Below are 21,281 nucleotides of genomic sequence, written 5' to 3'. Positions count from 1 at the left end.
GAAAGCAGCCGCCCGCAGCGTAGAAGTCAAATGGCTTGGGTCAGAACCTACCATTTCCCAATGTCAGCTTCATGATCCATAGGCGCAGTCTTGGGGTCAGATGCGATGGCGGAGCGCCTCAACGATCACCGCCATCGCAGGCGAGAGCTGTCGCCTGCTCGGGTAGTAGAGGTGATAGCCCGCAAATGGCGGACTCCAGTCGTCAAGCACGACCCTAAGGCATCCCTTGGCGATGTGGTGGCTGACGAGGTTTTCCGGGACATAGGCGATTCCGAAACCGCTTATCGCAGCCTCGATCATGGGAATAGACGAATTGAAGGTGAGTTGGCCTTCCACCCGCACACGAAGGTCGCGGCCATCCCTAGCGAATTCCCAAGCATATAATCCGCCGAACGTCGCCTGCCGCATATTGATGCAGTCATGATTAACCAGATCCTGGGGCGCGGTCGGAACCGGATGGCAGGAAAAGTACTCCGGCGAAGCCACGGCCACGAGCCTCCAATCCGGCCCGATGCGCACTGCGATCATATCCCTGTCAATGCTCTCACCAAGCCGCACGCCTGCGTCGAAACGCTCCTCCACAATGTTCTTCATGCCGTTGTCGCTGTAGAGCTCGACGCACACGTCAGGATAGTCGCTGAGCAAGGGCTGCAGCTTCGGCCAGACGGTCGTCTGGAGCGCATGGTCGGACAGCGTGATGCGGACCGTTCCGGAGGGCTTGTCGCGAAAGGCCACCAGACTTGCAAGGTCGGCTTCGATTTCCTCGAAGCGGGGAACAAGAGATTGGAAAAGTCGCTCGCCGGCCTCGGTCGGAGCGACGCTCCGCGTCGTACGCGTCAGCAGGCGGACGCCAAGACGAGCTTCAAGCTCCTTGATTGTCGAGCTCAGAGTCGACTGCGAGGTTCCGAGCTTGGCCGCCGCCTTGGTGAAGCTGCGCTCCCGGGTGACCGCCACGAACCAGAGCAGATCCTTCATCCCATCGCGCTGCATAGGGCACCTCCCGTCTGACATTTATATCATAAGCAGATAAGTCCATGCGAATTACTCAGTCTAATAGAATGGGTTCCTCTGCAATATCTTCTGGCATGGCGACGGGGATGGGCGGCTGATCTGCCCCAGTCGCCTTGCAAGGATGTCAATTATGGAAACGACCTACGACACAAGGCTTGTCGAAGACCGCGCCGCATGGGGCGCGGTGTTGTCAATGGCGCTGTGTGTTTCCGTGCTCATCGCGTCGGAATTCATGCCGGTCAGCCTGCTGTCGCCGCTAGCGGCCGATCTCGGCATCACCGAGGGCCGCACGGGACAGGCGATCTCGATTTCGGGCGCTTTCGCCGTCGTGACCAGCCTGCTGGTCGCCGGCCTCACGCGCCGGATCGACCGCCGACTGGTCGTGACCGGCTTTACCCTTCTCCTCATCGTGTCCGGGCTGGCTGTCGCCTTCGCGCCGAACTACGCGTTCCTCATGGTCGGCCGGGCGCTGCTCGGCATTGCGATCGGCGGGTTCTGGTCGATGTCGACCGCGATCGTCATGCGCCTCGTGCCGCAAGACATGGTTCCGAAGGGTCTCGCCATGCTAAACGCTGGCAATGCCATTGCGGCCACCATCGCCGCGCCGCTGGGCAGTTTTCTTGGCGCCTATGTCGGCTGGCGCGGCGCTTTCTTCCTCGTCGTGCCGCTTGGGCTCTTGGCGCTGGTCTGGCAGTGGACAAGCCTGCCGGCGCTGCCCCCGCGCCGGAGGAAGCGTCCAGGCAATCCGCTGGCGCTCCTCGGCCGTCTTCCTGTCGCCACCGGCATGGCGTCGATCATGATGCTGTTCATGGGCCAGTTCGCGCTCTTCACCTATCTGCGGCCCTTCCTCGAGAGCGTCACTCAGCTCGACATCGCTGCTCTCTCGGCGATCATGCTGGCGATGGGGCTGGCCGGGGTGCTCGGCACCCTCTGCATAGGCCGGCTTTTGCGCACGCGCCTGTTTAGCATCCTCATCGTCATCCCGCTGGTCATGGCCGCGTTGGCCGTAGCGCTCATCGCCTTCGGTACGCTGCCGATTCCTACAGCGCCGCTGCTCGTTGCCTGGGGCTTCTTCGGCACGGCCGCGCCCGTTGGCTGGGGCACGTGGCTCTGCCGCACGTTGCCGGACGACGCGGAGGCCGGCGGCGGGTTGCAGGTAGCCGTCATCCAGCTCGCCATCACCGGCGGCGCCGCCATCGGCGGCACGCTCTTCGATACGGTCGGCTGGTGGGGTGCATTCACTTTCGGCGCGGTGCTGCTCTGTGGATCGGCGCTCGCCGCCTTTGCAGCATCGCATATGGCCCGGAGGTCGCAGCCATGACGGCAGCCATGACGATCGACCGTCCGGACCTCACCCGCCGCGCGTTGCTCGGCGGCGCGCTCGCGGCAACGGTCCTGCCGCGGGCCGCCCGCAGCCAGCAGGGCAGCGACCCAGGCAGCCAGGAGCCCACCGACATGAAGATCAAGATGATTTTCAATGGCCGGACCATGACCGCCACGCTCTACGACAATCCGTCGGCGCGCGACTTCTTCACCATGCTGCCGCTCGATCTCACCATCGACGACTACGCGCATAACGAGAAGATTGCCTATCTGCCGCGCAAGCTGACGGAGGAGGGCAGCGGCCCGTTCGGCAACGAGCGGCCATACGACCTTTGCTACTTCATGCCCTGGGGCAATCTGGCCATGTTCTACGCCGACTACCGCCATCCCGGGCTGATCAGGCTCGGCCGCTTCGACGCGGGCGAAGAGGCCCTACACGTAAGCGGCAAGTTCCCGCTTCGCATCGAACGCATCTGACAGGAGATCACCATGGAGATTCTTCGCGCAGGCACCAGGCCGTCTGGCAAGGGGCCTTCCGACTGGTTCACCGGCACGGTCCGGATCGATCCGCTGTTCAACCCGTTCGACGCCGCGCGCGTGCAGGGCGCGCAGGTGACGTTCGAGCCGGGCGCCCGCACCGCCTGGCACACGCATCCGCTCGGGCAGACGCTGATCGTCGTTTCCGGCCTCGGCCGCATGCAGCGCGAGGGCAGTGCGGTCGAGGAGATCCGGCCGGGGGACGTTGTCTGGTTCGCACCCGGCGAGAAGCATTGGCACGGTGCCTCACCCGAGACGGCCATGATCCACATTGCCCTCCAGGAGGTCAAAGACGGCAAGGTGGTGGACTGGCTGGAACACGTCAGCGACGCCGACTACGGCGCCTGACATCGATTGAACGAAAGGAAAGCAAAATGCTCACAACCGTTCTTCATAAGCCCGGCGACATCCGCTGCGAGGAAGTCGAAGACCCAATGATCCTTCGCCCGACGGATGCTATCATCAAGCTCTCGGCGAGCTGCATCTGCGGCTCGGACCTGTGGCCCTATCGCGGGCTGCAGCCGGTCAACGGCCCGATGCATATGGGCCACGAATATTGTGGCATCGTCGTCGAGGTCGGCGCAGAGGTGCGCACGGTCCGTCCCGGCCAGTTCGTCGTCGGCTCGTTCTGCCTCTCCGACAATACCTGCCCGCATTGCCGCTTCGGCTTCCAGTCGTCCTGTGTGCAGCGCGAGTTCATGTCGGGCGCGCAGGCGCCTTACGCCCGCGTGCCGTTGGCGGATGGCACACTGGTCGCCACCGCCGAGGTGCCGCCGGCCGAACTCATCCCTGACCTGCTGGCTGTGTCCGATGTGCTCGGCACCGGCTGGTATGCGGCCGACGCAGCCGAGGTCCGAGAAGGATCGACGGTGGTGGTGGTCGGCGACGGTGCGGTCGGCCTGATGGGCGTGCTTGCGGCCAAGGAGATGGGCGCCGAGCGCATCATCGCCATGAGCCGGCACGCCAGCCGCCAAAAACTCGCCCGCGAATTCGGCGCGACCGACATTGTCGCTGAGCGCGGCGAGGAAGGTGTGGCCCGCATCAAGGAACTCACCAAGGGCGTCGGCGCGGACTCCGTGCTGGAATGCGTCGGCACCGGAGAATCCTTCGACCAGGCGCTGGCCTGCTCTCGTCCCGGCGGCACCATCGGCTATGTCGGCGTGCCGCATGGCGTGAGCTTCGATGGCCAGAATCTCTTCTTCGGCCAGAAGCGCATGCTGGGCGGCCCCGCGCCGGTGCGCCGCTTCCTGCCCGACCTCATGGACCGTGTGCTCAAGGGCAGGATCAAGCCCGGCAAGGTCTTCGACCTCAAGCTGCCGTTGGCCGAGGTCGCTGAAGGCTACCGCGCCATGGACGAGCGGCGCGCCATCAAGGTCATGCTTTCGGTGTAAGCGAAGATTGGGCGGACGGCCTGTCCGCACCCACAAACCAGAAAAAGAACAACGACATATGACGATGAGATTGAAGATCGCTGCCCTTGCGCTTGCGCTTTCTGTCGCCACGCCGGCTTTCTCCCAAGAGTCCCCGATCATCGGCGCATGGCGCATGAGGTCGCTCGAGGCCGGTGCCGAGGGAAACCTCAAGCCCGTGCCATATTCCGGCCAGGTCATCTTCACCGAGGCCGGCACCCTCTCGGTGCAGGCCCAGAACCCCGACGCTAAGGCGCCGGACACGCCTTACACGGCGAATGGCTACGAAGCCTATTACGGGCCGGTCGCCATCAACGACCAGGACAAGACATTCGTCATCACGATCGAGTCCTCCCTGGTCCGCAACCTTGTCGGGAAGAGCATGAAACGCAAATTCGAAGTCTCGGACAACAAACTGGTCCTGACGCCGGACAATCCGGCCGAAGGCTGGCGCGTGACCTACGAACGTTACTGATCGGAACAGCCCGGCTGTCAACGTGTTATCGGTGGCCACAATGGCGCGGACTTCTGACCGAAATGGCGCGATGGCGGAACTGGTGCCAATCATGGCGGCTGTCTTCGCCGGCTTCCTCCTGATCGGCTTGGCGCTACCCGTCCTGCCGCTGCATCTTCACCAGCAGCTCGGCTTCGGCCCCTTCGCAGTCGGGCTGGTGACGGGCAGCCAGTTCGTCGCCTCTATGCTGTCGCGCATTGGAGCCGGAAATTATGCCGATGGGCGCGGCGGCAAGCGGGCCGTCGTCGTCGGCCTCATTGCCGCTGCCCTGGCGGGGTTCATTTACCTCGGCTCGCTGGCATTGCTCGACCGGCCGGCAGCGTCCGCATCGGCGCTCTTCGCCGGCCGGGCGGTACTGGGCGCGTCTGAGAGCTTCATCATCACAGGCGGCGTCGCCTGGGGCCTCTCCCTTGCGGGCGGACAGAACTCCGGAAAGGTCATAGCCTGGGTGGGCACGGCGATGTTCGCAGCACTCGCGCTAGGCGCGCCGATCGGATCTGCGCTTTACGCGGCGAGCGGCTTCGCCGCGATCGCACTCACGACGGTCGGCCTGCCACTTGCGACGCTGCTTGCCATCCTGCCTATGCGTGGCACCAGCCTCGCCGCGAGCGCCGCGCGACAGTCATGGACGAGCGTGGCGCAAGCGGTCTGGCTTCCCGGCGTCGGAGCTGCTTTCAGCAGCCTTGGCTATGGCGCAATCCTGTCCTTTGGCGCGCTGCTCTTTGCCGAACGCGGCTGGCAGCCGGTCTGGCTTCCCTTCACCACTTATGCCGCGTCGCTGATCGCGGCAAGGCTGTGCTTCGGCCACCTGCCTGACAGGTTAGGGGGCGCGCGCGTCGCCGTGATCTTCGTGGCGGTCGAGGCGGCAGGGCTGATGCTGATCTGGCTTGCGCCCGGGCCCGTTCTCGCCGCCATCGGAGCGGGCCTGACTGGCCTCGGCTATTCGCTGGTCTATCCCGGTTTCGGTGCCGAGGCCGTAAGCCATCTTCCACCACGCAGCCGCGGCCTGGCCATGGGACTCTACACCGTCTTCCTCGACGTGGCGCTCGGCTTCGGCAGTCCGGCGCTCGGCTTGGTCGCTGGGTCGGCCGGGCTGCAATTCGTCTTCTTCGCCGTCGCGACGGCGACGCTTCCGGCGTTGGGCATCGCTCTGCTGCTGGGTCGCCGTAACGCTCCACTATAGAACCGGATAGTCTGGGCTCGAGATGTCGCGCAACTACGATCGCTCCCGCTTCGCGGGCGACGTCTGCTTCCGGGCAATGGCAAGATCGACTTCTACGGCCGACATTGGGCGCAAAGCAGCCACTCAGGATTCGGTCTGCGCAGGTCAACGTCTGGCTCATATCCAGACGTTGGCTCCCCGCCCCTGTCCTACCCTTCGCCCGACAGATCGCGTCGCGCCTTGTCGAGTTCTTCGGCATAGCGGCGCATCAGAAGGCCTTCGCCCGACGACCTTGCGGTCGGTGAAATCCTCGACCACCGCGAATCCCTCGACGCCGGGCACTGGAAGGTCTCTGCCGCCGATTGCACGTTCGGCACCAGCAGCGAGTCATTCAAATTGGCGAATGACAGCACCACCGATTGCGCCAAAGTGCCTCCGGCTAATAAGGGCTATGTCTTGACTGACCTGCCAACCGCCTGCCGAAGGCCACCTTCGGCAGATCGATGCTCTTTCGCGGTGTCGCACCGCTATCGCGAAAGGACGCGAATCCGGCTCTGAAACTCCCCCCGATCGACATAGCATCCGCGCAGATGCCGCCGCCCCGTATTCGGGGTGAACGATTGGCGGCCATGCAACACCCGGCGATTGTCGAAGACCGCCATTTCGCCTGCCTCCAGGCGGTAGGCTATTTGGAAACGCGGCCCGCGGATCATCATCATCAGCTTGCGATAGGCGGCATAAAAGGGCGCGCATAGGTCGGAGGGAAGGTCGATGACATCGACAAGATGGGCGTTGAACCGCAGCTCCGTCACCTCTCCGTCGCGTTGCGTTACAATCACGGGAAACCTGCCCCGCAAATCGCAGTTTTCATCGTGAAAACGATAGGGGATCTCGACCTCGCACAACAGGCGGTAGGCTTCCGGATCTTCCGCCTGTAACGCGGCCACGACCGCAAACCCGTCAGCAAAGATCGATCCACCGCCCTCAGCGTCGTTGGCGATACAATGCAGGAACTGGTAGCCGGGCGGCACCTCCTGGTTGGCGAGATCGGTGTGTAACGGCAGGGCGACCGGCGTATAGGCCAGATTGTTCGGGTTCGGCATCGACACGACCTCGAATATCGTGCCGAAATTTGTCTGGCGCAGGAATCCAATCCGCTCGGCCGCACGCCGCCCCGCATCGGAATCATCGCCAAGCCCATCGACGATGGAGAGCCCGTATGCAGCCGTTGCCTTCAGCCAGGCGAGCAGATCGGCATCGCTTTGCAAGATGTCTCCGGCGGCGTGACGCGGTATGGTTTCAAGATCGACCGAACCGTCCCAGAGTTTCGGAGCGATGTCGGCCGGATCGTCCCGCTTTCTGCCCGGACGGTAGGATTCAAAAAACTGGCTCGGGAATTCCTCCTCAGCCTGGTCGTTCTGCCAGACAATGCTCACAGCGCCGCCCCTGTCCCGCACGCTGAACGGTCTGAGCGAGGGGTCTACGCTGGTCAGGTCGAAAGTTCGTTCTTCGGTCTGCGGGTGAAACGCCGATGGCGCATTGTCCTTTAACCAAAGCCAGGAATAGCAGACTGTTTCGCCCGACACGAAAGTCACGGCAAGCGCGGTCTCCCGGGCTTCCACGGAAAGCATGGTATTCATGATGATGTCTCTCTGAACACAGAATTTGATTTTCAGCTTGGATCAGGCCCGCAGGCCATCAATCCAGCGGTGGTGGCCACCACAAGCTCGGCTTCCCATAGCGATGGGACCCGGGATTTCTGTTCGGTTCTTCGAGCACTCCATCTCCAGGCGATATCTGGCTCCAGATGAAAATCTGGTTCAAAGCCACCGCGATGGTAGCGATCATTCGCCGGCGGTGTCCAGCGAAATGCAACGGGATCGCCACCCGGCTACCCCTCGCCCGACAGATCGCGCCGCGCCTTGTCGAGTTCCTCGGCATAGCGCCGCATCAGGTGGCCTTCGGTCAGCAGACCGACCACCTTGCGATCGGTGAAATCCTCGACCACCGCCAATTCCTCGGCGCCGGCGCGCTGGAAGGTCTCGGCCGCCGATTGGACGTTCATGCTCGGCACCAGCACCGCATCCCTGAATTTGGCGAAGGACAGCACCGGCATCTCGTCATCCGACAAATGGCTGTGCAATTCGGCGACGATCAGCACGCCGACATAATGCAGGTCGGCGTCAACCGCGATGACGCGCTGCGAGGCACCGAGCGGCACCTGCTTGCGGAATTCCGCAAGCGTCGTCGAGGCGTCGATGGTGCGGACATCCTTTCGCATCATCGAGCCGACAGTCAGGCTCCGCATCCAGCCGACATCATGGGCGCTGCGGATGGTTTCGCCGCGCAGGTGAAAGCGCCATGTCGAGAAGGAATAGCCGAACGTTTCGCGCACCAGGATCGCCGCCATGAGCGAGGCGGCCAGCACCACGCCGGTCAGCGTTAGGTCGCGGGTCGATTCCAGCGCCAGGAAGGTCATCGTCAACGGGCCGCCGACGACGCCGACGGCGAGCGAGGTCATGCCGACGACGGCGGCGACGGCAGGGTCGATGCCGGTCGCCGGCGAGACGAATGCCATCGCGCCGGCAAACATCTTGCCGAGCAGCGCGCCGAGAAACAGCGAGGCAAAGAACAAGCCGCCGCGGAAGCCGGAGCCGAGCGAGATCGCCGAGGCCGCCAGCTTCAGCACGAAGACGCTGGCCACCACGGCCAGCCCGTAATTCATCGCGAATTCGCGGTGCAGCGCGCCATGGCCGCTGGACAGGACCTGCGGCGTGACCAGCCCCAGCAGCCCGACCATCACGCCGCCGATGGCGGGGCGCAGCGAGGCGTCGATCGACAGCCGGGCAAAGAGGCGCTCGATCAGGCTCACCAGATGCATGATGGCGATGGAAGCACCGCCGCCCAGAAGCCCGAGCAGCATGAACGGCAAATACTGGCTGACGGTGAGCTGCGGCAGACCGGCGAGTTCCAGCGGAAACGGCACGCCGCCGAACACCTCTGCGGTCAGCGAGGCCGAGATCGCTGCGGCCATCACCGGCGCAACATTGGCGACCGAGTAGATGCCAACGACCAGCTCGAAACCGTAGAAGGCGCCGGTCAGCGGCGCGTCGAAGGCGGCGGCGATCGCGCCGGCGGCACCGCAGCCGACGAGGATGCGGACATCGTTGCGGCGCAGCCTGAACAAGCGCGCCAGCCGCGACGCCAGGCCCGAACCCACCTGCGTATAGCCGGCCTCGAGCCCGACCGAAGCGCCGAAGCCGCTCGAGATCATCGTCTGCCCGGCGATGATGAAGGTGTCGGTCAGCGACATGCGGCCGCCATAAAGCGCGTTGGCTTCGATCGGATCGACCGGCGTGCGGAACTTCCGCTTTCTCAGCCAGATCACCGTCAGCCCGAGCAGGATGCCGCCGATCGCCGGTATCAGCGCCTGCTCCGGCCTTTGCAGCGAAAACATCGCCGAAAGCCGACCGCCGGGCTGAACGCCGAACATAAGCCCATGCAGGACCTGCACCAGTCCGCTCATGCCGGTGACCAGCGCGCCCGCCATCATCCCGACCAGGGCCGCCAGAATGACGACGGCAATGCCGCGTGCCTCGAGCAGCGGGATAGATCTGATCAGCACCGCGCGCAACCGGCGGGCATAGACTTGCGGTTCGTTTCTGGGCGGTTCGTTTCTGGAAAGCACCGGGGCGGCTCGCCGATATTCGTGGGTGCCTGATACCCTCGGCAACATCGCATGGCAACATGCAGGCCGCCGAGGTGTCATGCCCGCGTGATGCTGCGGCGATACAACCCATCTTCATCTCGGGGAACCGCGTTGACGTAAACGTCAACCCGAAGCTATATGCGCCGGCGGCCGTGGCTGTAAAAACCAGGCAAGCGGCTTCGGCCAGGTCGAAGCGCCGGCGCGCGACAAACGCAACGAGACGAGGAGAACCGCCATGAGCGTTCAGGAGATTGCCGACAACATCAGGTCGCGCGTGGCGAGTGCCGGGTTCGATCGCTCCGTGAAATTCGACACCGGCAGCGACGGCGTCGTCGTCATCGACGGCGCCGATGTCTCGACTACCGATGCGCCGGCCGATTGCACCATAAAGCTGTCGCTCGACGATTTGGACTCGCTGATTTCGGGCGATCTCAACCCGACCATGGCCTTCATGTCAGGCAAGATAAAGGTCGAAGGCGACATGACAGTCGCCATGGCGCTCAGCCAGCTGATCGGCTGATCCAGTTAAGGCGAAACAAGCCGCCCCGATCGGCGGCTTGGTTCGAACCATCAGGCAGCGAGCGGCAGTCTCTGCGCCTTCAGTTTGCGCCCGGCCGCCTTCAGCGTGCCTTGCGCGCCGTCGAGCGCGCCGACAACCAGTTCCCGCGCCAGCAGGCGGTGCCGCTCGTAGGGCCCCGGCATGGCCAGCGAGCCGGTTTTTGCGGCCGAAAACCCGAAGCGCTCGTAATAGGGTGCGTCGCCGACCAGCAGGATCGCCGCATGGCCAAGCCGCGCGGCCTCTGTGACTGCATGGCGCATCAGCGCCGAGCCGATGCCGGCATTCTTGAGCGCCGGGTCGACCGCAAGCGGGCCGAGCAGCAGCGCTGCCGTGCCGCCCTCGCCCAGCACCACGTCCCACAGCCGCACCGTGCCGGCAACAGTGCCCGACGCATCGCGCGCGACAAAGGCCAGGCCCTCCGAAGGCCGGCGGCCGCGCCGCAGCTTTTCCGACGATTTTTTCCGGCGCTTCGGCCCCATCGCGCGATCGAGCAAAGCCTCGCGAGCCGGGACGTCGCAAACGGCTTCGGCGGCAATGACGAAAGCGCCGGCCATCTCCCCCCTCGAGGGGGAGATGGCCGCGAAGCGGCCAGAGGGGGTCGGTTCGGCCGCCGCGACCTCTCTTAGGGAGGCCGGCGCTTCGCGTAGACCGTGGGAAGCCGGCGCTTCATGCGCGGCGACCCCCTCTGTCGCCTTTGGCGACATCTCCCCCTCAAGGGGGGAGATTCCTGCGGCACCTTCAACAACGAAATCCAAAACGTCCATTTCCGCGTCCTTCACGAGCGGATTGTTCCACAGGCGAACCGAAGCGGACGATCTGTCGCCCGCACCGGGTGATCTGATCGGTTCTCAGAGCATTTTCAGGCGAAGTGGAAACGGATCGCCGTCCGAAAATGCGCCTAAGAAAGCACCGTCAGATCACATAGGATCGGAGAGGCTCGAAGCCGTTGAAGGCGACCGAGGCGTAGGTCGTCGTGTAGGCGCCGGTGCCCTCGATCAGCACCTCGTCGCCGATGGTCAGCGACAGGGGCAGCGGGTACGGCGTCTTTTCGTACATCACGTCGGCCGAATCGCAGGTCGGGCCGGCGAGCACGCAAGGCGCCGTCTCGCTGCCGTCATGCGCGGTGACGATCGGATAGCGGATCGCCTCGTCCATCGTCTCGGCGAGACCGCCGAACTTGCCGATGTCGAGGAACACCCAGCGCACATTGTCGTTGTCGGCTTTCTTCGAGATCAGCACGACTTCCGACTTGATGACGCCGGCATTGCCGACCATGCCGCGGCCCGGCTCGATGATCGTCTCGGGGATGGCGTTGCCGAAATGCTTCCTGAGCGCCGAGAAGATCGCCTGGCCGTAGGCCTGCGCCACCGGCACATCCCTGAGATAGCGGGTCGGGAAGCCGCCGCCCATATTGACCATTTTCAGCACGATGCCTTCGTCGGCCAGCGTCGCGAATACCTTCTTGGCGTCGGCCAGCGCGCGATCCCAGGCGGTCAGGTCGGTCTGCTGCGAGCCGACATGGAACGACACGCCATGGGCGTCGAGGCCGAGCGCCCTGGCATGGCGCAGCACGTCGACCGCCATCGCCGGCACACAGCCGAACTTGCGCGACAGCGGCCATTCGGCACCCTCGCCGTCGGTCAGGACGCGGCAGAACACGCGGGCGCCGGGAGCGACGCGCGCGATCTTCTCGACCTCCTCGACGCAGTCCACCGCAAACAGCTTGATGCCGAGCTGGTAGGCGCGCTGGATGTCGCGCTCCTTCTTGATGGTGTTGCCGAAGGAGATGCGGTCCGCCGGCGCACCGGCGTCCATCGCCATCTCGACTTCGGCAACGGAAGCGGTGTCGAAGGACGAGCCCATCGCAGCAAGCAGGCGCAGGATTTCCGGCGCCGGATTTGCTTTCACCGCATAGTAGATCTTGGAATCGGGAAGCGCCTTCTCGAAGGCGCGGAAATTGTCGCGCACGACATCGAGGTCGACGACGAGGCACGGGCCGTTCGGACGTCGGGTGGCGAGAAAGTCAAGGATGCGCTGAGTAGCCATCGGGTCTCTCCATCAGCGCCTTGCGGCGCGCACAAAGGCTTGCGGACGCGGGCTCTCGACCTCGCGAACACGCGGTGGACAAAGGCGGGACGGAAATCCATGGAACCAGCCGGTGGAGACCCCGGAACCATGAAGCGCCGTCTCGCGGCGGTGAACCTTGGCCTTGCCCGGCCTCGGTTCGCTTTGTCTGCCTTGGCTTGGATGGGAGACCCGTCCGCACTGCCGGCAATGAAGGTGTGCCTCTTCAGTAACCCCGGTCTTTGGACGACCGGCAGAACACCAGAAAGGCCCGCACCGTCGTTGCTTCAAGGTGTCCTCGGTTGGCGGTTGGCCGCTAAACCGACTGGAGGGGTTGGCTCCAGTTACCTTACCGATTACCCTCACCATTCGAGGATCGGCGGACACCCACAGGCACGTGCGACTTTGGGCAAGCGCGATATAAGATCGAAAGATTTCACAATCAATAAAAATCGTATGGCAGGTTGTAAAATTTGTGGCATCGAACAATGCTGCGGCAACCAGAAGAAAAATGCTGCGGCAAGCACATCCGGATATCGAACGCATGACAGGCACTCGCGGCCCGCTGAACGCTTTTCTCGACCTTGATCAAACCCCTGTAGCCAATGCGAAATCCGGCCCGCTTGCCGGCTTGCGGCTTGCCGTAAAGGACATCTTCGACGTCGCCGGCTACCGCACCGGCTGCGGCAATCCGCAGAAATACCGGGACGCTTCACCGGCCATGGCCACCGCGCCGGCCGTCCAGGCGCTGCTTGATTCGGGCGCCCGCTTCGTCGGCAAGACGCAGACCGACGAACTCGCCTTTTCCCTGCTGGGGCTGAACGCGCATTTCCCATCGCCGGTCAATCCGGCGGCACCCGATCGCGTCACCGGCGGCTCGTCCTCGGGTTCTGCTTCTGCAGTCGCCGGCGGGCTGGCCGATATCGCCACCGGCTCCGACACCGGCGGCTCGATCCGTGCACCGGCAAGCTTCTGCGGCCTGGTCGGCCTCAGGACGACGCATGGCCGCATCCCGCTCGACGGCACCATGCCGCTGGCGCCTTCGCTGGACACGTTCGGCTGGTTCGCAAGCGACATCGTCATCTACGAAAAGGTCGGCACGGTGCTGCTCGGCGACGATCCGCATTCCCACGAACTGAGACGCCCCGTCACTCTCGCTGCGCTGGACGGCCTCGTGCTCGGCCCGCACGAGGCCGACGAATATCGCGCCATGCTCCGCAGTGTCGCTTCGGTGCTGGGCGCACAGCGCAGCGTCGGGCCGCTGTCGCATTCGACCGACGATCTCTATTGGTGCTTCCGCAAGCTGCAAGGCTATGAAGCCTGGCAAAGTCACGGCGCCTGGATCGCCGGCGGCGACCGCATGCTGGGACCCGGTGTCAAGGAGCGTTTCGAGCACGGCGCGACTGTCGACGCGGCAACCGCGCAGCACGAAACGGAACGTCGCGCTTCGTTTCGCCTCGAGCTTGCCGACCAGCTTGGCGAGGACGGCGTTCTTGTGCTTCCGACCGCTCCGGGTGCCGCGCCGCTCAAGGCCGAATTATTTGATGATTTGCAGATCTATCGCGAGCGCGCGCTGAGATTGCTGTGTCTTTCCGGCCTGTCCGGCTTTCCGCAAATCACGCTGCCGCTCGGCAAGGCCGGCGGGGCGCCGTTCGGCCTTTCGCTGCTCGGTCCGAAGAACAGCGACCGGCAGCTGATTGCGCTGGCCGCCCGCATTCTTTCAGCCCGTCAAGGAGGCGCATGACATGGATACGCTGACCCGCATGCGCGCCTTCATCGACGTGGTCGAGGCCGAAGGCTTTTCGGCGGCGGCGCGCAAGATCGGCCGCTCGAAGGCGCTATTGTCGAAATATGTGCGCGAGCTGGAGGACGAGCTCGGCGCGCTGCTGCTCAACCGCACCACCAGGCAGTTTTCCCTGACCGAGGCCGGGCACACCTATTATCGGCGCGCCTCGGAGATCGTGCGCGAGGTCGACAGCCTTGCCGATGCGGTGCGCGAATCCTCCGGCGACGTGCGCGGCAGGATCAAGCTGTCGGCGCCGCGTACTTTCGCCGACGCGCCGATCGGCCAGTCGCTGATTGATTTCGCCAAGCAGCATCCCGACATCGTGCTCGACATTCATCTCGACGACCGTTTCGTCGATCTGGTCGAGGAGGGCTTCGATCTGGCGGTGCGCATTTCGCGGCTGGAAAATTCCTCGCTGATTGCGAGACGCCTGGCGCCATTTTCGGTACGGCTTTGCGCGTCTCCCGAACTGATCGCCAAGCACGGCATGCCGGTCAGGGCGCAAGACCTTGTCCGCGTGCCCTGCATCATCGACACCAATGGCCGCTGGCTTACCAATTGGCCGTTCAAGGGCGACGGTGCCGATACGGTGAGTGTTTCGGTCTCCGGCCCGATCGAGGTCAACAGCCCGATGGCGGCGAGGGCGGCCGCCGTGGCTGGATTGGGATTTTCCATCCTGCCGGATTTTATCGCCGCGCCCGACATCGAAAGCGGCAAGCTGGTGACTGCGCTGGATGACCGCATACTGCCCGGCGGCGGCATCTTCGCCGTGTATCCGCACCGGCGCTATCTGCCTGCAAAAGTTCGTGTCTTTGTCGATTTCCTGGTGCAGTGGTTCAAGGCGCTGGACAACGCATGAGCTTTCAGCCGCCTTGCGGTCCCATTTTCGCCCGCTTTCTGGTAACTGTCGGCAATTCACCGAAGCCGATTGAATCGCGACCGAGAATGCACCTGAAACAGCAAGCAATGATGCTGGCTTCGGCCTTGACCGCGACGTTTGCCGCCGTCGGGCCGGCTGAGGTGCATCCCCACGTCTTCGCCGAAGCCCGCCTCGAAGTGGTCCTCGGCCCGGATCACCAAACCGTGAAGGCATTGCGCCATCTCTGGCGCTTCGACGATCTGTTTTCGAGCACGGTGATGATGGAGTTCGACAAGAATTCCGACCTGAAACTCGATGACAAGGAGTTGAAGGATGTTGCCGACACCGTCCATGCCTCGCTTGCCGAGTTCAATTACTTCCAGCTCGTCACTGTCGACGGCAAGGACGTGGCAATGACCCCGCCGCCGCATTTGATGGCCAATTTCGACAATGATCAGTTGATCATCCTGTTTGAATCTGAACCGAAGGTGCCGATCAAACTGAGCGGCAAGATAGATATCGGCGTCTACGACCCGACCTTCTACACCGCGATCGATTTCACCGAGGATGCTAATCTGCAGGTCGATGGGTTGCCGCCGACCTGCACCAGCAAGGTTGTCCGCCCAAACCCGGACGAGGCGATCGCCGAGAACCAGAAGACCCTGACCGATGCCTTCTTCAATGATCCGACGGGCACCGACATGAGCAAGATCTTTGCCACCAAGCTTGAACTGACCTGTCAGCCGGAAGGATAGATCCAGTGACCAAACCGTCCCTGCGTTTGGCATTCGGTCTTCTGGCCGTCGCCTTTGTGATGACGCACTTTCTCGGCTCCGCCCACGCCCAGAGTTCACTCGGCATCGGCACCAATGACGGCATGGCTCCAACCGCCACCGGCCCGTTCGCCCACATCCTGATGTGGATCAATCTGCGCCAGCAGGAATTCTATCATGCGCTTGCCGGCGCGATGAAGGCGATGCGCCAGGACGGCAGCAAGTTGTGGCTGCTCATCGGCCTGTCCTTTGCCTATGGCATTTTCCACGCCGCCGGCCCCGGTCACGGCAAGGCGGTGATCTCTTCCTACATGGTGGCCAATGAAGTGGCGCTCCGGCGCGGCATCATGCTGTCCTTCGTCTCGGCCCTGCTGCAGGCGCTGACCGCGATCGTGGTGATGCTGGTCGCCTATTTCTTGCTGCGCGGCACTGCTGTCTCGATGACAGACGCCGCATGGTTCCTCGAAATCATGAGCTATGTCTTCGTCACTCTGTTCGGCGCCTGGCTGCTGTGGCGCAAGGCCGGCCCGGCCATCCTTCGCCTGTTCGGCGCAAATCCGGGCTACAGCCTCTCGGCTGCCCATGCCGGCCATTCACATGCCGGCCATTCACATTCCGCGCATGCCCATGCGGCACATTCCCACGCGCTTCATGCACATGACCACCACGACCATGCGCATGACCATCATGACCACGGCGCACATGCTGCGCACGATCACCACAGCCATGCGGCGGGCGAGGTCTGCGAGACGTGCGGACACTCGCATGCGCCCGACCCGGCGCTGCTTTCCGGTGATCGCTTCGATTGGCGCACGGCCTGGTCGGCGGTGGCTGCCGTCGGTATCCGCCCCTGTTCCGGCGCGCTGATCGTGCTGAGCTTCGCCTTGCTGAACGGGCTATGGTTCGGCGGCATCCTTTCGGTGCTGGCCATGGCGCTCGGCACCGCAATCACCGTCTCGGCCCTGGCGACGCTTGCGGTGACCGCCAAGAACTGGGCGGTGTATTTCGCCGGCGACGGCCGCATGGGCAACCGCATCCATTCCTTCGTCGAGATCGGCGGCGCCGCCTTCGTCTTCCTGTTCGGCCTGCTGCTGCTCTCGGCCAGCCTGACTGGCGCCTGACGCCCAGGCGCGGCTCTCCCTTCTCCCCTTGTGAGGGCTTTGCACGGGGAAGCGAAATCCTAGTTGGTGAGTTAATGGGGCTTTTTTGAAAGCCGGGAAAGCAGTTTTCGACGGCTTGGCATGGCATCGACCGGCATGACCGGCCGATCCGCCGATTTTAGGCCGATTTTAGACAGACTCCTCCTCATGCCGGCTTTCCGCCAGGTGGATAGAGGGCGCCGACCATGGTCCGCAGATTGTAGGCGCAGGCGGCTAGTATGCATTGCGTGCGGTTGGCGGCGAGGTTGAAGAAGCGCAGGCGCCGCATGCCGTAGCGCTCCTTGAACACAGCAAAAGGCCGCTCCACAGCCGCCCGCACCTTGGCGATCAACCGGTTACGCAGCTTCTGGCGCGCCGGCAACTCGGGATGATGCTTGTTGGGCCGCCGCCTTGATCCCGGCCTTGGCCAGCCGATCATGCCTGGCATGGGTGTAGTAGGCCTGATCGCCATAGGCCGCCTTCTCATCGCCGCAAACCAGATTGTCGGCCGCCTCGGTGTCGGTGATCGAGGCGTCGCTTACCTCGACACGCCGGATCATGGTGTGCTCCTGGTCGGCGCCGATGTGCATCTTGTAGCCGAAGGTGCTCTTGTTGCCCTTCTTGCCCCAGCGCGCGTCCTTGTCGGCCGACGGCTTGGCCGGGCCCTGGTGGCCCTTCTTCGGCTGCTTGGGCGGCCGCCCACGGGCCTGCAGGAACGTCGCATCGACTAAGGTGCCGCGCTTGACGATCAGACCCTTCGTCTCCAGCTGGCGGTTGATCTCCTCAAACACCTTGTCGATCAGCCGCTCGCGCGTCAGTTCCTCGCGGAAGCGCCACAGTGTCGAATGATCGGGCGTACGGTCCGAAAGGCTGAAGCCGGCAAAGCGGCGAAACGACAGCCGGTCACGGATCTGAGCCTCCAATGCCGGATCGCTCAGTCCGTGCCACACGCCCAGCAAAAGACAGCGCACCAGCGCCTCCGCCGGGTAGCTGGTGTTGCCCGAGCCGGGACCGCTGCGCTGACCCAGCAATGTTCGGATCAGTGCCCAATCCAGTTCCTTCGATACCAGGTCGAAAATCGTCTCGTCCGACGCCGCCAGCCCGTCCGCCAGACTCAACTGACCCAGAACACGATCCGCCATCCCGAATCTCCCTGCTTCGACCATCATCACAGAATCACCAATCGGCTTCTATGCAAAGGTCTCCTTGTGGGAGAAGGTGTCGCCGAAGGCGACGGATGAGGGGTGTTCCAGCTTGGCACCGACAGCGCTTCGTCCAGCACCCCTCAACCGTCTTGGCGCTACGCGCCAATCCACCTTCTCCCACAAGGGGAGAAGGGAAAGGACGGAGCCACCTTAGATCCTGCCGCCCAACTCGTCCTCGATATGGACGCGGATGATCTCGTCGAAGCTCGTTTCGGCGGCAAAGCCAAGCTCCCTCGAGCGCCGCGCCTCGAAGCGCGTCGGCCAGCCCTTGACGATCGCCCAGATCGTCTCGTCGGGCTCCTCGCGGATCAGTTTCACCGCCTTGGCGCCGGCGACACGTTCCAGCGCTTCGATCTGTTCGCCGACGGTGACGGCGACGCCCGGCATCGTCAGGTTGCGGCGCGGGCCGACGGCACTGCCGTCGATCTGAGCCGCATGGATCAGGAAATTCACCGCCGAACGCGGGCTGGCGTGTGTGTGTACGACCGAGCGCGGCACCGGCAGGATCGCTTCTTGGCCGCTCAGCGGCTCGCGGATGATACCGGAGAAGAACCCTGAGGCCGCCTTGTTCGGCTTTCCCGGCCTGACGCAGATGGTCGGCAGCCTGATGCCGATGCCGTCGAAGAAACCGCGGCGCGTATAGTCGGCAAGCAGCGCCTCGCCGATCAGCTTCTGCGTGCCGTAAGAGGTCAGCGGCGTCGGGTGGAACTCGTCCGGAATGATGTCGGGAAACGGTGCGCCGAACACGGCGATCGACGAGGTGAAGACGACGCGCGGCGTATAGGCCGCCAAGCGGATGGCATCGAACAGCGCCCTTGTGCCGTCGAGATTGACGCGATAGCCGAGATCGAAATTGGCCTCCGCCTCGCCCGACACCACGCCGGCGAGATGGAAGATCACGTCGGGGCGCGGCGCGACCAGATTTGCGGTCGCTCCCGGTGCGGCAAGGTCGCCGGTGTGGAGGGTAATGCTGACATCTTCGAGCACCGGCGCTTGCGGCGGCACGATATCGTGAAGATCGAGCGCGGCGATCTTGCGGCCGCCGAGCGTCCCGTCCTTGGCCAACCTGGCGATGAGTTTGCGGCCGACCATGCCTGCCGCGCCGGTAATCAGAATGCGCATGTCACTTTCCCTTTTTGCGCTGGCTGCGGCTACGCAGCCAGAACACGACGAAGATTGCCACCATGAAGATCGCCGCGACGACACCGGCAAGCACCGTCGAGACCTTGCCGACCGCCAGCATCACTGTTGGAAGATAATAGGCTGCGATGCCGAACAGCAGCAAAACCCAGGCGGCGCCGATCGCCGCATTGCGGGTGTCGCGGTCCATCACGCGGCGCCAGGGCGGCGAGAGTTCATGTCGATCGTTGCCAATGCCAGGAACTCCCGAAGTCAGTGATAATGGCCGCGGTGCGGTGCCGTGTCATGCGCATGCTCGTGCTCGTCATCATGCTCATGGCTGTCGGCACATTGGCCGAATTCCGGTTCGACCGTGGCATGGGCTATGCCATGTTCCTGCGCAAGCCGCTTCTTGATCGCGCTTACCGCCATATGCGCGTCGACGCCGTCATTGAGGCAGGCATGCAACGTCGCCATGTTGCTGGAGCCGTCGAGCGACCAGACATGCATGTGATGCACCTCGCGCACGCCCTTGATCGAGCCTTCGATGTCCCTCGCGATCAGGTCGCGGTCGAGGCTTGCAGGCACGCCTTCGAGCAGGACGTGGGCGGCCTCGCGCATCAGCGACCAGGCCGTGGACAGGATCAGCAGCGCGACAAGCACCGACAGGATCGGATCGATAGGCGTCCAGCCCGTCGCCAGGATCACCAACGCCGCCACGATCGCCGCTGCCGAGCCGAGCAGGTCGCCGAGCACGTGCAGGATGGCACCGCGCATGTTCAGGCTGCCGCGGTCGCCGCCATGCAGCACGAAGAAAGAGCCGATGTTGATCGCAAGGCCGGCGATGGCAACGACCAGCATCGGCCCGCCGAGCACGGGCTCAGGCGTCAGCAAACGCCCCCAAGCCTCGTAGACGATCCACAGCGCGATGGCGAAGATGGCGATGCCGTTGGTGTAGGCGACCAGCGTCTTGACCCGGCCGAAACCATAGGTGAGGCGCACGGTTGCCGGCCGGCCCGCGAGATGGAAGGCATACCAGGCAAGGCCGAGCGCAATGCAATCGGCAAGCATGTGGCCGGCATCCGCCAGCAGCGCCAGCGATCCCGTCAAGAGACCGCCAAGCGCTTCGACGACCATGAAGCCGGCGGTCAGGCAGGCCGCGATCAGCACGCGCTTTTTGTCGGTCGAGCCATGCACATGCCCGGCACCGTGACTGTGGTCGTGGTCCTGCGCAGCATGGTCGTGGGTATGCGCCATCTATGAGCTCCTGCTAGAGCCTGATCCAACCCGGCAGAATCGGGATGGAGGCTCTGCCTTCTTGTTTGACCATGATCTTATCCGAAAACCGGCGTCCACTTTTCGGGATCATGGTCAGGCACCGAACTCAGCGCGAAAATCCTCGAGCCGCCGCCTCTGCTGGCCATCGCTGTCGAAATTGGCCGGATCGAGCCACGCCTCATAGGCTCTGCGCAGATCAGGCCATTCCTTGTCGATGATCGAATACCACGCGGTATCGCGGTTTTCGCCCTTGACCACAAGATGCTGACGGAAAATGCCTTCGAACTTGAAGCCGAAACGTTCCGCCGCGCGCTTCGACGGCTCGTTGCGGTTGTTGCATTTCCATTCGTAGCGGCGGTAGCCAAGCTCGTCGAAGACGTACTTCATGAACAGGAACTGCGCTTCCGTCGCCGCCGGCTTTCGCGAGATCAGCGGGCCCCAATAGATGTTGCCGATCTCAATGACGCCGTAGGTGGCGTCGATGCGCATCAGCGTCTGGCGCCCGGCGACCTTGCCGCTGGCCTTGTCGATGACCGTGAAGAACAGCGGGTCTTCGCTGGCTTCCGCCTTGTCCAGCCATGGCTGGAAGGCGGCGCGGCTCTCCGGCGGGTAGTCTGGCAGCCAGGCAAAGCGGCCGTCGACATCGGCCACCGACGAGGCCTCAAACAGGCCGTCGCCGTGCTTTTCGGCGTTGAGCGGCTCCAGCCTGACAGTGCGCCCTTCCAGCACCTTGCGTTCGGGCCGCGGGCGCGGTTGCCAATTCTTGAGATTTTCCGACACCGAAAACTCCAATCCGTTTGACTTTTGCGGGCGGACGCTCACAAAAACGCACGC

21 protein-coding genes and 1 pseudogene are annotated in these 21,281 nt (G+C 63.8%); 11 read left to right on the top strand and 11 right to left on the bottom strand.

Annotated elements, in window-relative coordinates:
• Positions 1-96: 96 nt before the first annotated feature.
• On the bottom strand, positions 97-990 hold the full coding sequence (locus tag NKI18_RS03750) for a LysR family transcriptional regulator (RefSeq protein ID WP_352621708.1): 894 nt from the start codon (positions 988-990) through the stop codon (positions 97-99).
• Positions 991-1,141: 151 nt separating this feature from the next.
• On the opposite strand from NKI18_RS03750, the gene NKI18_RS03745 reads away from it, so the two are divergent.
• The 6 genes from NKI18_RS03745 to NKI18_RS03720 are packed head-to-tail and all read left to right on the top strand — an operon-like array spanning position 1,142 to position 5,977.
• Positions 1,142-2,332, top strand: a complete 1,191-nt coding sequence (locus NKI18_RS03745; protein ID WP_352621706.1) for an MFS transporter — start codon at positions 1,142-1,144, stop codon at positions 2,330-2,332.
• Positions 2,329-2,811 carry a cyclophilin-like fold protein gene (locus NKI18_RS03740; protein WP_502900649.1) on the top strand — a complete coding sequence of 161 codons (483 nt, stop codon included), beginning with the start codon at positions 2,329-2,331 and terminating at the stop codon, positions 2,809-2,811. Before NKI18_RS03745 ends, NKI18_RS03740 begins: the two co-directional genes overlap by 4 nt.
• A 12-nt stretch (positions 2,812-2,823) precedes the next feature.
• Complete coding sequence (locus tag NKI18_RS03735; protein ID WP_352621705.1) at positions 2,824-3,219, top strand: (R)-mandelonitrile lyase; 396 nt, start codon at positions 2,824-2,826, stop codon at positions 3,217-3,219.
• A gap of 26 nt (positions 3,220-3,245) precedes the next feature.
• Positions 3,246-4,262 (top strand): zinc-dependent alcohol dehydrogenase family protein, encoded by a 1,017-nt coding sequence (locus NKI18_RS03730; protein WP_352621703.1) that lies wholly within the window; start codon positions 3,246-3,248, stop codon positions 4,260-4,262.
• Between the two features lie 58 nt (positions 4,263-4,320).
• Positions 4,321-4,755: a lipocalin-like domain-containing protein gene (locus NKI18_RS03725; protein WP_352576070.1), complete on the top strand. Its 435-nt coding sequence runs from the start codon at positions 4,321-4,323 to the stop codon at positions 4,753-4,755.
• A gap of 40 nt (positions 4,756-4,795) precedes the next feature.
• Positions 4,796-5,977 carry an arabinose transporter gene (locus NKI18_RS03720; protein WP_352621701.1) on the top strand — a complete coding sequence of 394 codons (1,182 nt, stop codon included), beginning with the start codon at positions 4,796-4,798 and terminating at the stop codon, positions 5,975-5,977.
• Positions 5,978-6,165: 188 nt separating this feature from the next.
• On the opposite strand, the gene NKI18_RS03715 is transcribed toward NKI18_RS03720, so the two are convergent.
• From NKI18_RS03715 to NKI18_RS03705, 3 genes are all read right to left on the bottom strand, one after another.
• Complete coding sequence (locus NKI18_RS03715) at positions 6,166-6,384, bottom strand: hypothetical protein (RefSeq protein ID WP_352616191.1); 219 nt, start codon at positions 6,382-6,384, stop codon at positions 6,166-6,168.
• Between the two features lie 99 nt (positions 6,385-6,483).
• Positions 6,484-7,596 carry a TauD/TfdA family dioxygenase gene (locus NKI18_RS03710; protein ID WP_352616193.1) on the bottom strand — a complete coding sequence of 371 codons (1,113 nt, stop codon included), beginning with the start codon at positions 7,594-7,596 and terminating at the stop codon, positions 6,484-6,486.
• Positions 7,597-7,847: 251 nt separating this feature from the next.
• Positions 7,848-9,581 carry a chloride channel protein gene (locus NKI18_RS03705; protein WP_352616195.1) on the bottom strand — a complete coding sequence of 578 codons (1,734 nt, stop codon included), beginning with the start codon at positions 9,579-9,581 and terminating at the stop codon, positions 7,848-7,850.
• 319 nt (positions 9,582-9,900) lie between these two features.
• Between NKI18_RS03705 and NKI18_RS03700 the strand changes: the two genes are divergently transcribed.
• The gene (locus tag NKI18_RS03700) at positions 9,901-10,185 is read left to right on the top strand and encodes an SCP2 sterol-binding domain-containing protein (protein ID WP_352616197.1); all 285 of its coding nucleotides are present in this window, start codon (positions 9,901-9,903) and stop codon (positions 10,183-10,185) included.
• 50 nt (positions 10,186-10,235) lie between these two features.
• Here the strand turns inward: NKI18_RS03700 and NKI18_RS03695 are convergent, their stop codons facing one another.
• Both NKI18_RS03695 and odc2 read right to left on the bottom strand, forming a co-directional pair.
• A complete protein-coding gene (locus tag NKI18_RS03695) occupies positions 10,236-10,778 on the bottom strand; it encodes a GNAT family N-acetyltransferase (protein ID WP_352616200.1) in 543 nt (180 codons plus the stop codon).
• 358 nt (positions 10,779-11,136) lie between these two features.
• Positions 11,137-12,270 (bottom strand): ornithine/lysine decarboxylase, encoded by a 1,134-nt coding sequence (gene odc2 / locus NKI18_RS03690; RefSeq protein WP_352448194.1) that lies wholly within the window; start codon positions 12,268-12,270, stop codon positions 11,137-11,139.
• Positions 12,271-12,832: 562 nt separating this feature from the next.
• Between odc2 and NKI18_RS03685 the strand changes: the two genes are divergently transcribed.
• From NKI18_RS03685 to NKI18_RS03670, 4 genes are all read left to right on the top strand, one after another.
• Positions 12,833-14,032: an amidase gene (locus NKI18_RS03685; protein ID WP_352616202.1), complete on the top strand. Its 1,200-nt coding sequence runs from the start codon at positions 12,833-12,835 to the stop codon at positions 14,030-14,032.
• A gap of 1 nt (position 14,033) precedes the next feature.
• Positions 14,034-14,933: a LysR family transcriptional regulator gene (locus tag NKI18_RS03680; RefSeq protein ID WP_352616205.1), complete on the top strand. Its 900-nt coding sequence runs from the start codon at positions 14,034-14,036 to the stop codon at positions 14,931-14,933.
• Between the two features lie 86 nt (positions 14,934-15,019).
• A complete protein-coding gene (locus NKI18_RS03675; RefSeq protein WP_352616207.1) occupies positions 15,020-15,688 on the top strand; it encodes a DUF1007 family protein in 669 nt (222 codons plus the stop codon).
• The gene (locus NKI18_RS03670) at positions 15,685-16,827 is read left to right on the top strand and encodes a nickel/cobalt transporter (RefSeq protein ID WP_352616622.1); all 1,143 of its coding nucleotides are present in this window, start codon (positions 15,685-15,687) and stop codon (positions 16,825-16,827) included. The genes NKI18_RS03675 and NKI18_RS03670 overlap by 4 nt, the downstream gene beginning before the upstream one ends.
• A gap of 235 nt (positions 16,828-17,062) precedes the next feature.
• Here NKI18_RS03670 and NKI18_RS03665 read toward each other — a convergent pair.
• The 5 genes and pseudogenes from NKI18_RS03665 to NKI18_RS03645 all read right to left on the bottom strand — a co-directional run.
• Positions 17,063-17,987 (bottom strand): annotated as a pseudogene (locus NKI18_RS03665) (IS5 family transposase); the annotation flags it as partial.
• 213 nt (positions 17,988-18,200) lie between these two features.
• Positions 18,201-19,172 carry a D-erythronate dehydrogenase gene (gene denD / locus NKI18_RS03660; RefSeq protein WP_352616210.1) on the bottom strand — a complete coding sequence of 324 codons (972 nt, stop codon included), beginning with the start codon at positions 19,170-19,172 and terminating at the stop codon, positions 18,201-18,203.
• 1 nt (position 19,173) lies between these two features.
• Positions 19,174-19,380 carry a hypothetical protein gene (locus tag NKI18_RS03655; RefSeq protein ID WP_352448198.1) on the bottom strand — a complete coding sequence of 69 codons (207 nt, stop codon included), beginning with the start codon at positions 19,378-19,380 and terminating at the stop codon, positions 19,174-19,176.
• Positions 19,381-19,442: 62 nt separating this feature from the next.
• Entirely contained in the window at positions 19,443-20,426 is a 984-nt protein-coding gene (locus NKI18_RS03650) for a cation diffusion facilitator family transporter (protein WP_352616213.1), read from the bottom strand.
• Positions 20,427-20,540: 114 nt separating this feature from the next.
• Positions 20,541-21,227, bottom strand: coding sequence for a GNAT family N-acetyltransferase (locus NKI18_RS03645; protein ID WP_352616215.1), 687 nt, complete (start codon positions 21,225-21,227; stop codon positions 20,541-20,543).
• Between the last annotated feature and the right edge of the window lie 54 nt (positions 21,228-21,281).

The organism is Mesorhizobium sp. M0800, from assembly GCF_040320095.1.
Taxonomy (GTDB): domain Bacteria; phylum Pseudomonadota; class Alphaproteobacteria; order Rhizobiales; family Rhizobiaceae; genus Mesorhizobium.
The sequence above is the reverse complement of the archived record's forward strand: the minus strand, read 5'-3'. Positions and strand labels throughout refer to the sequence as shown.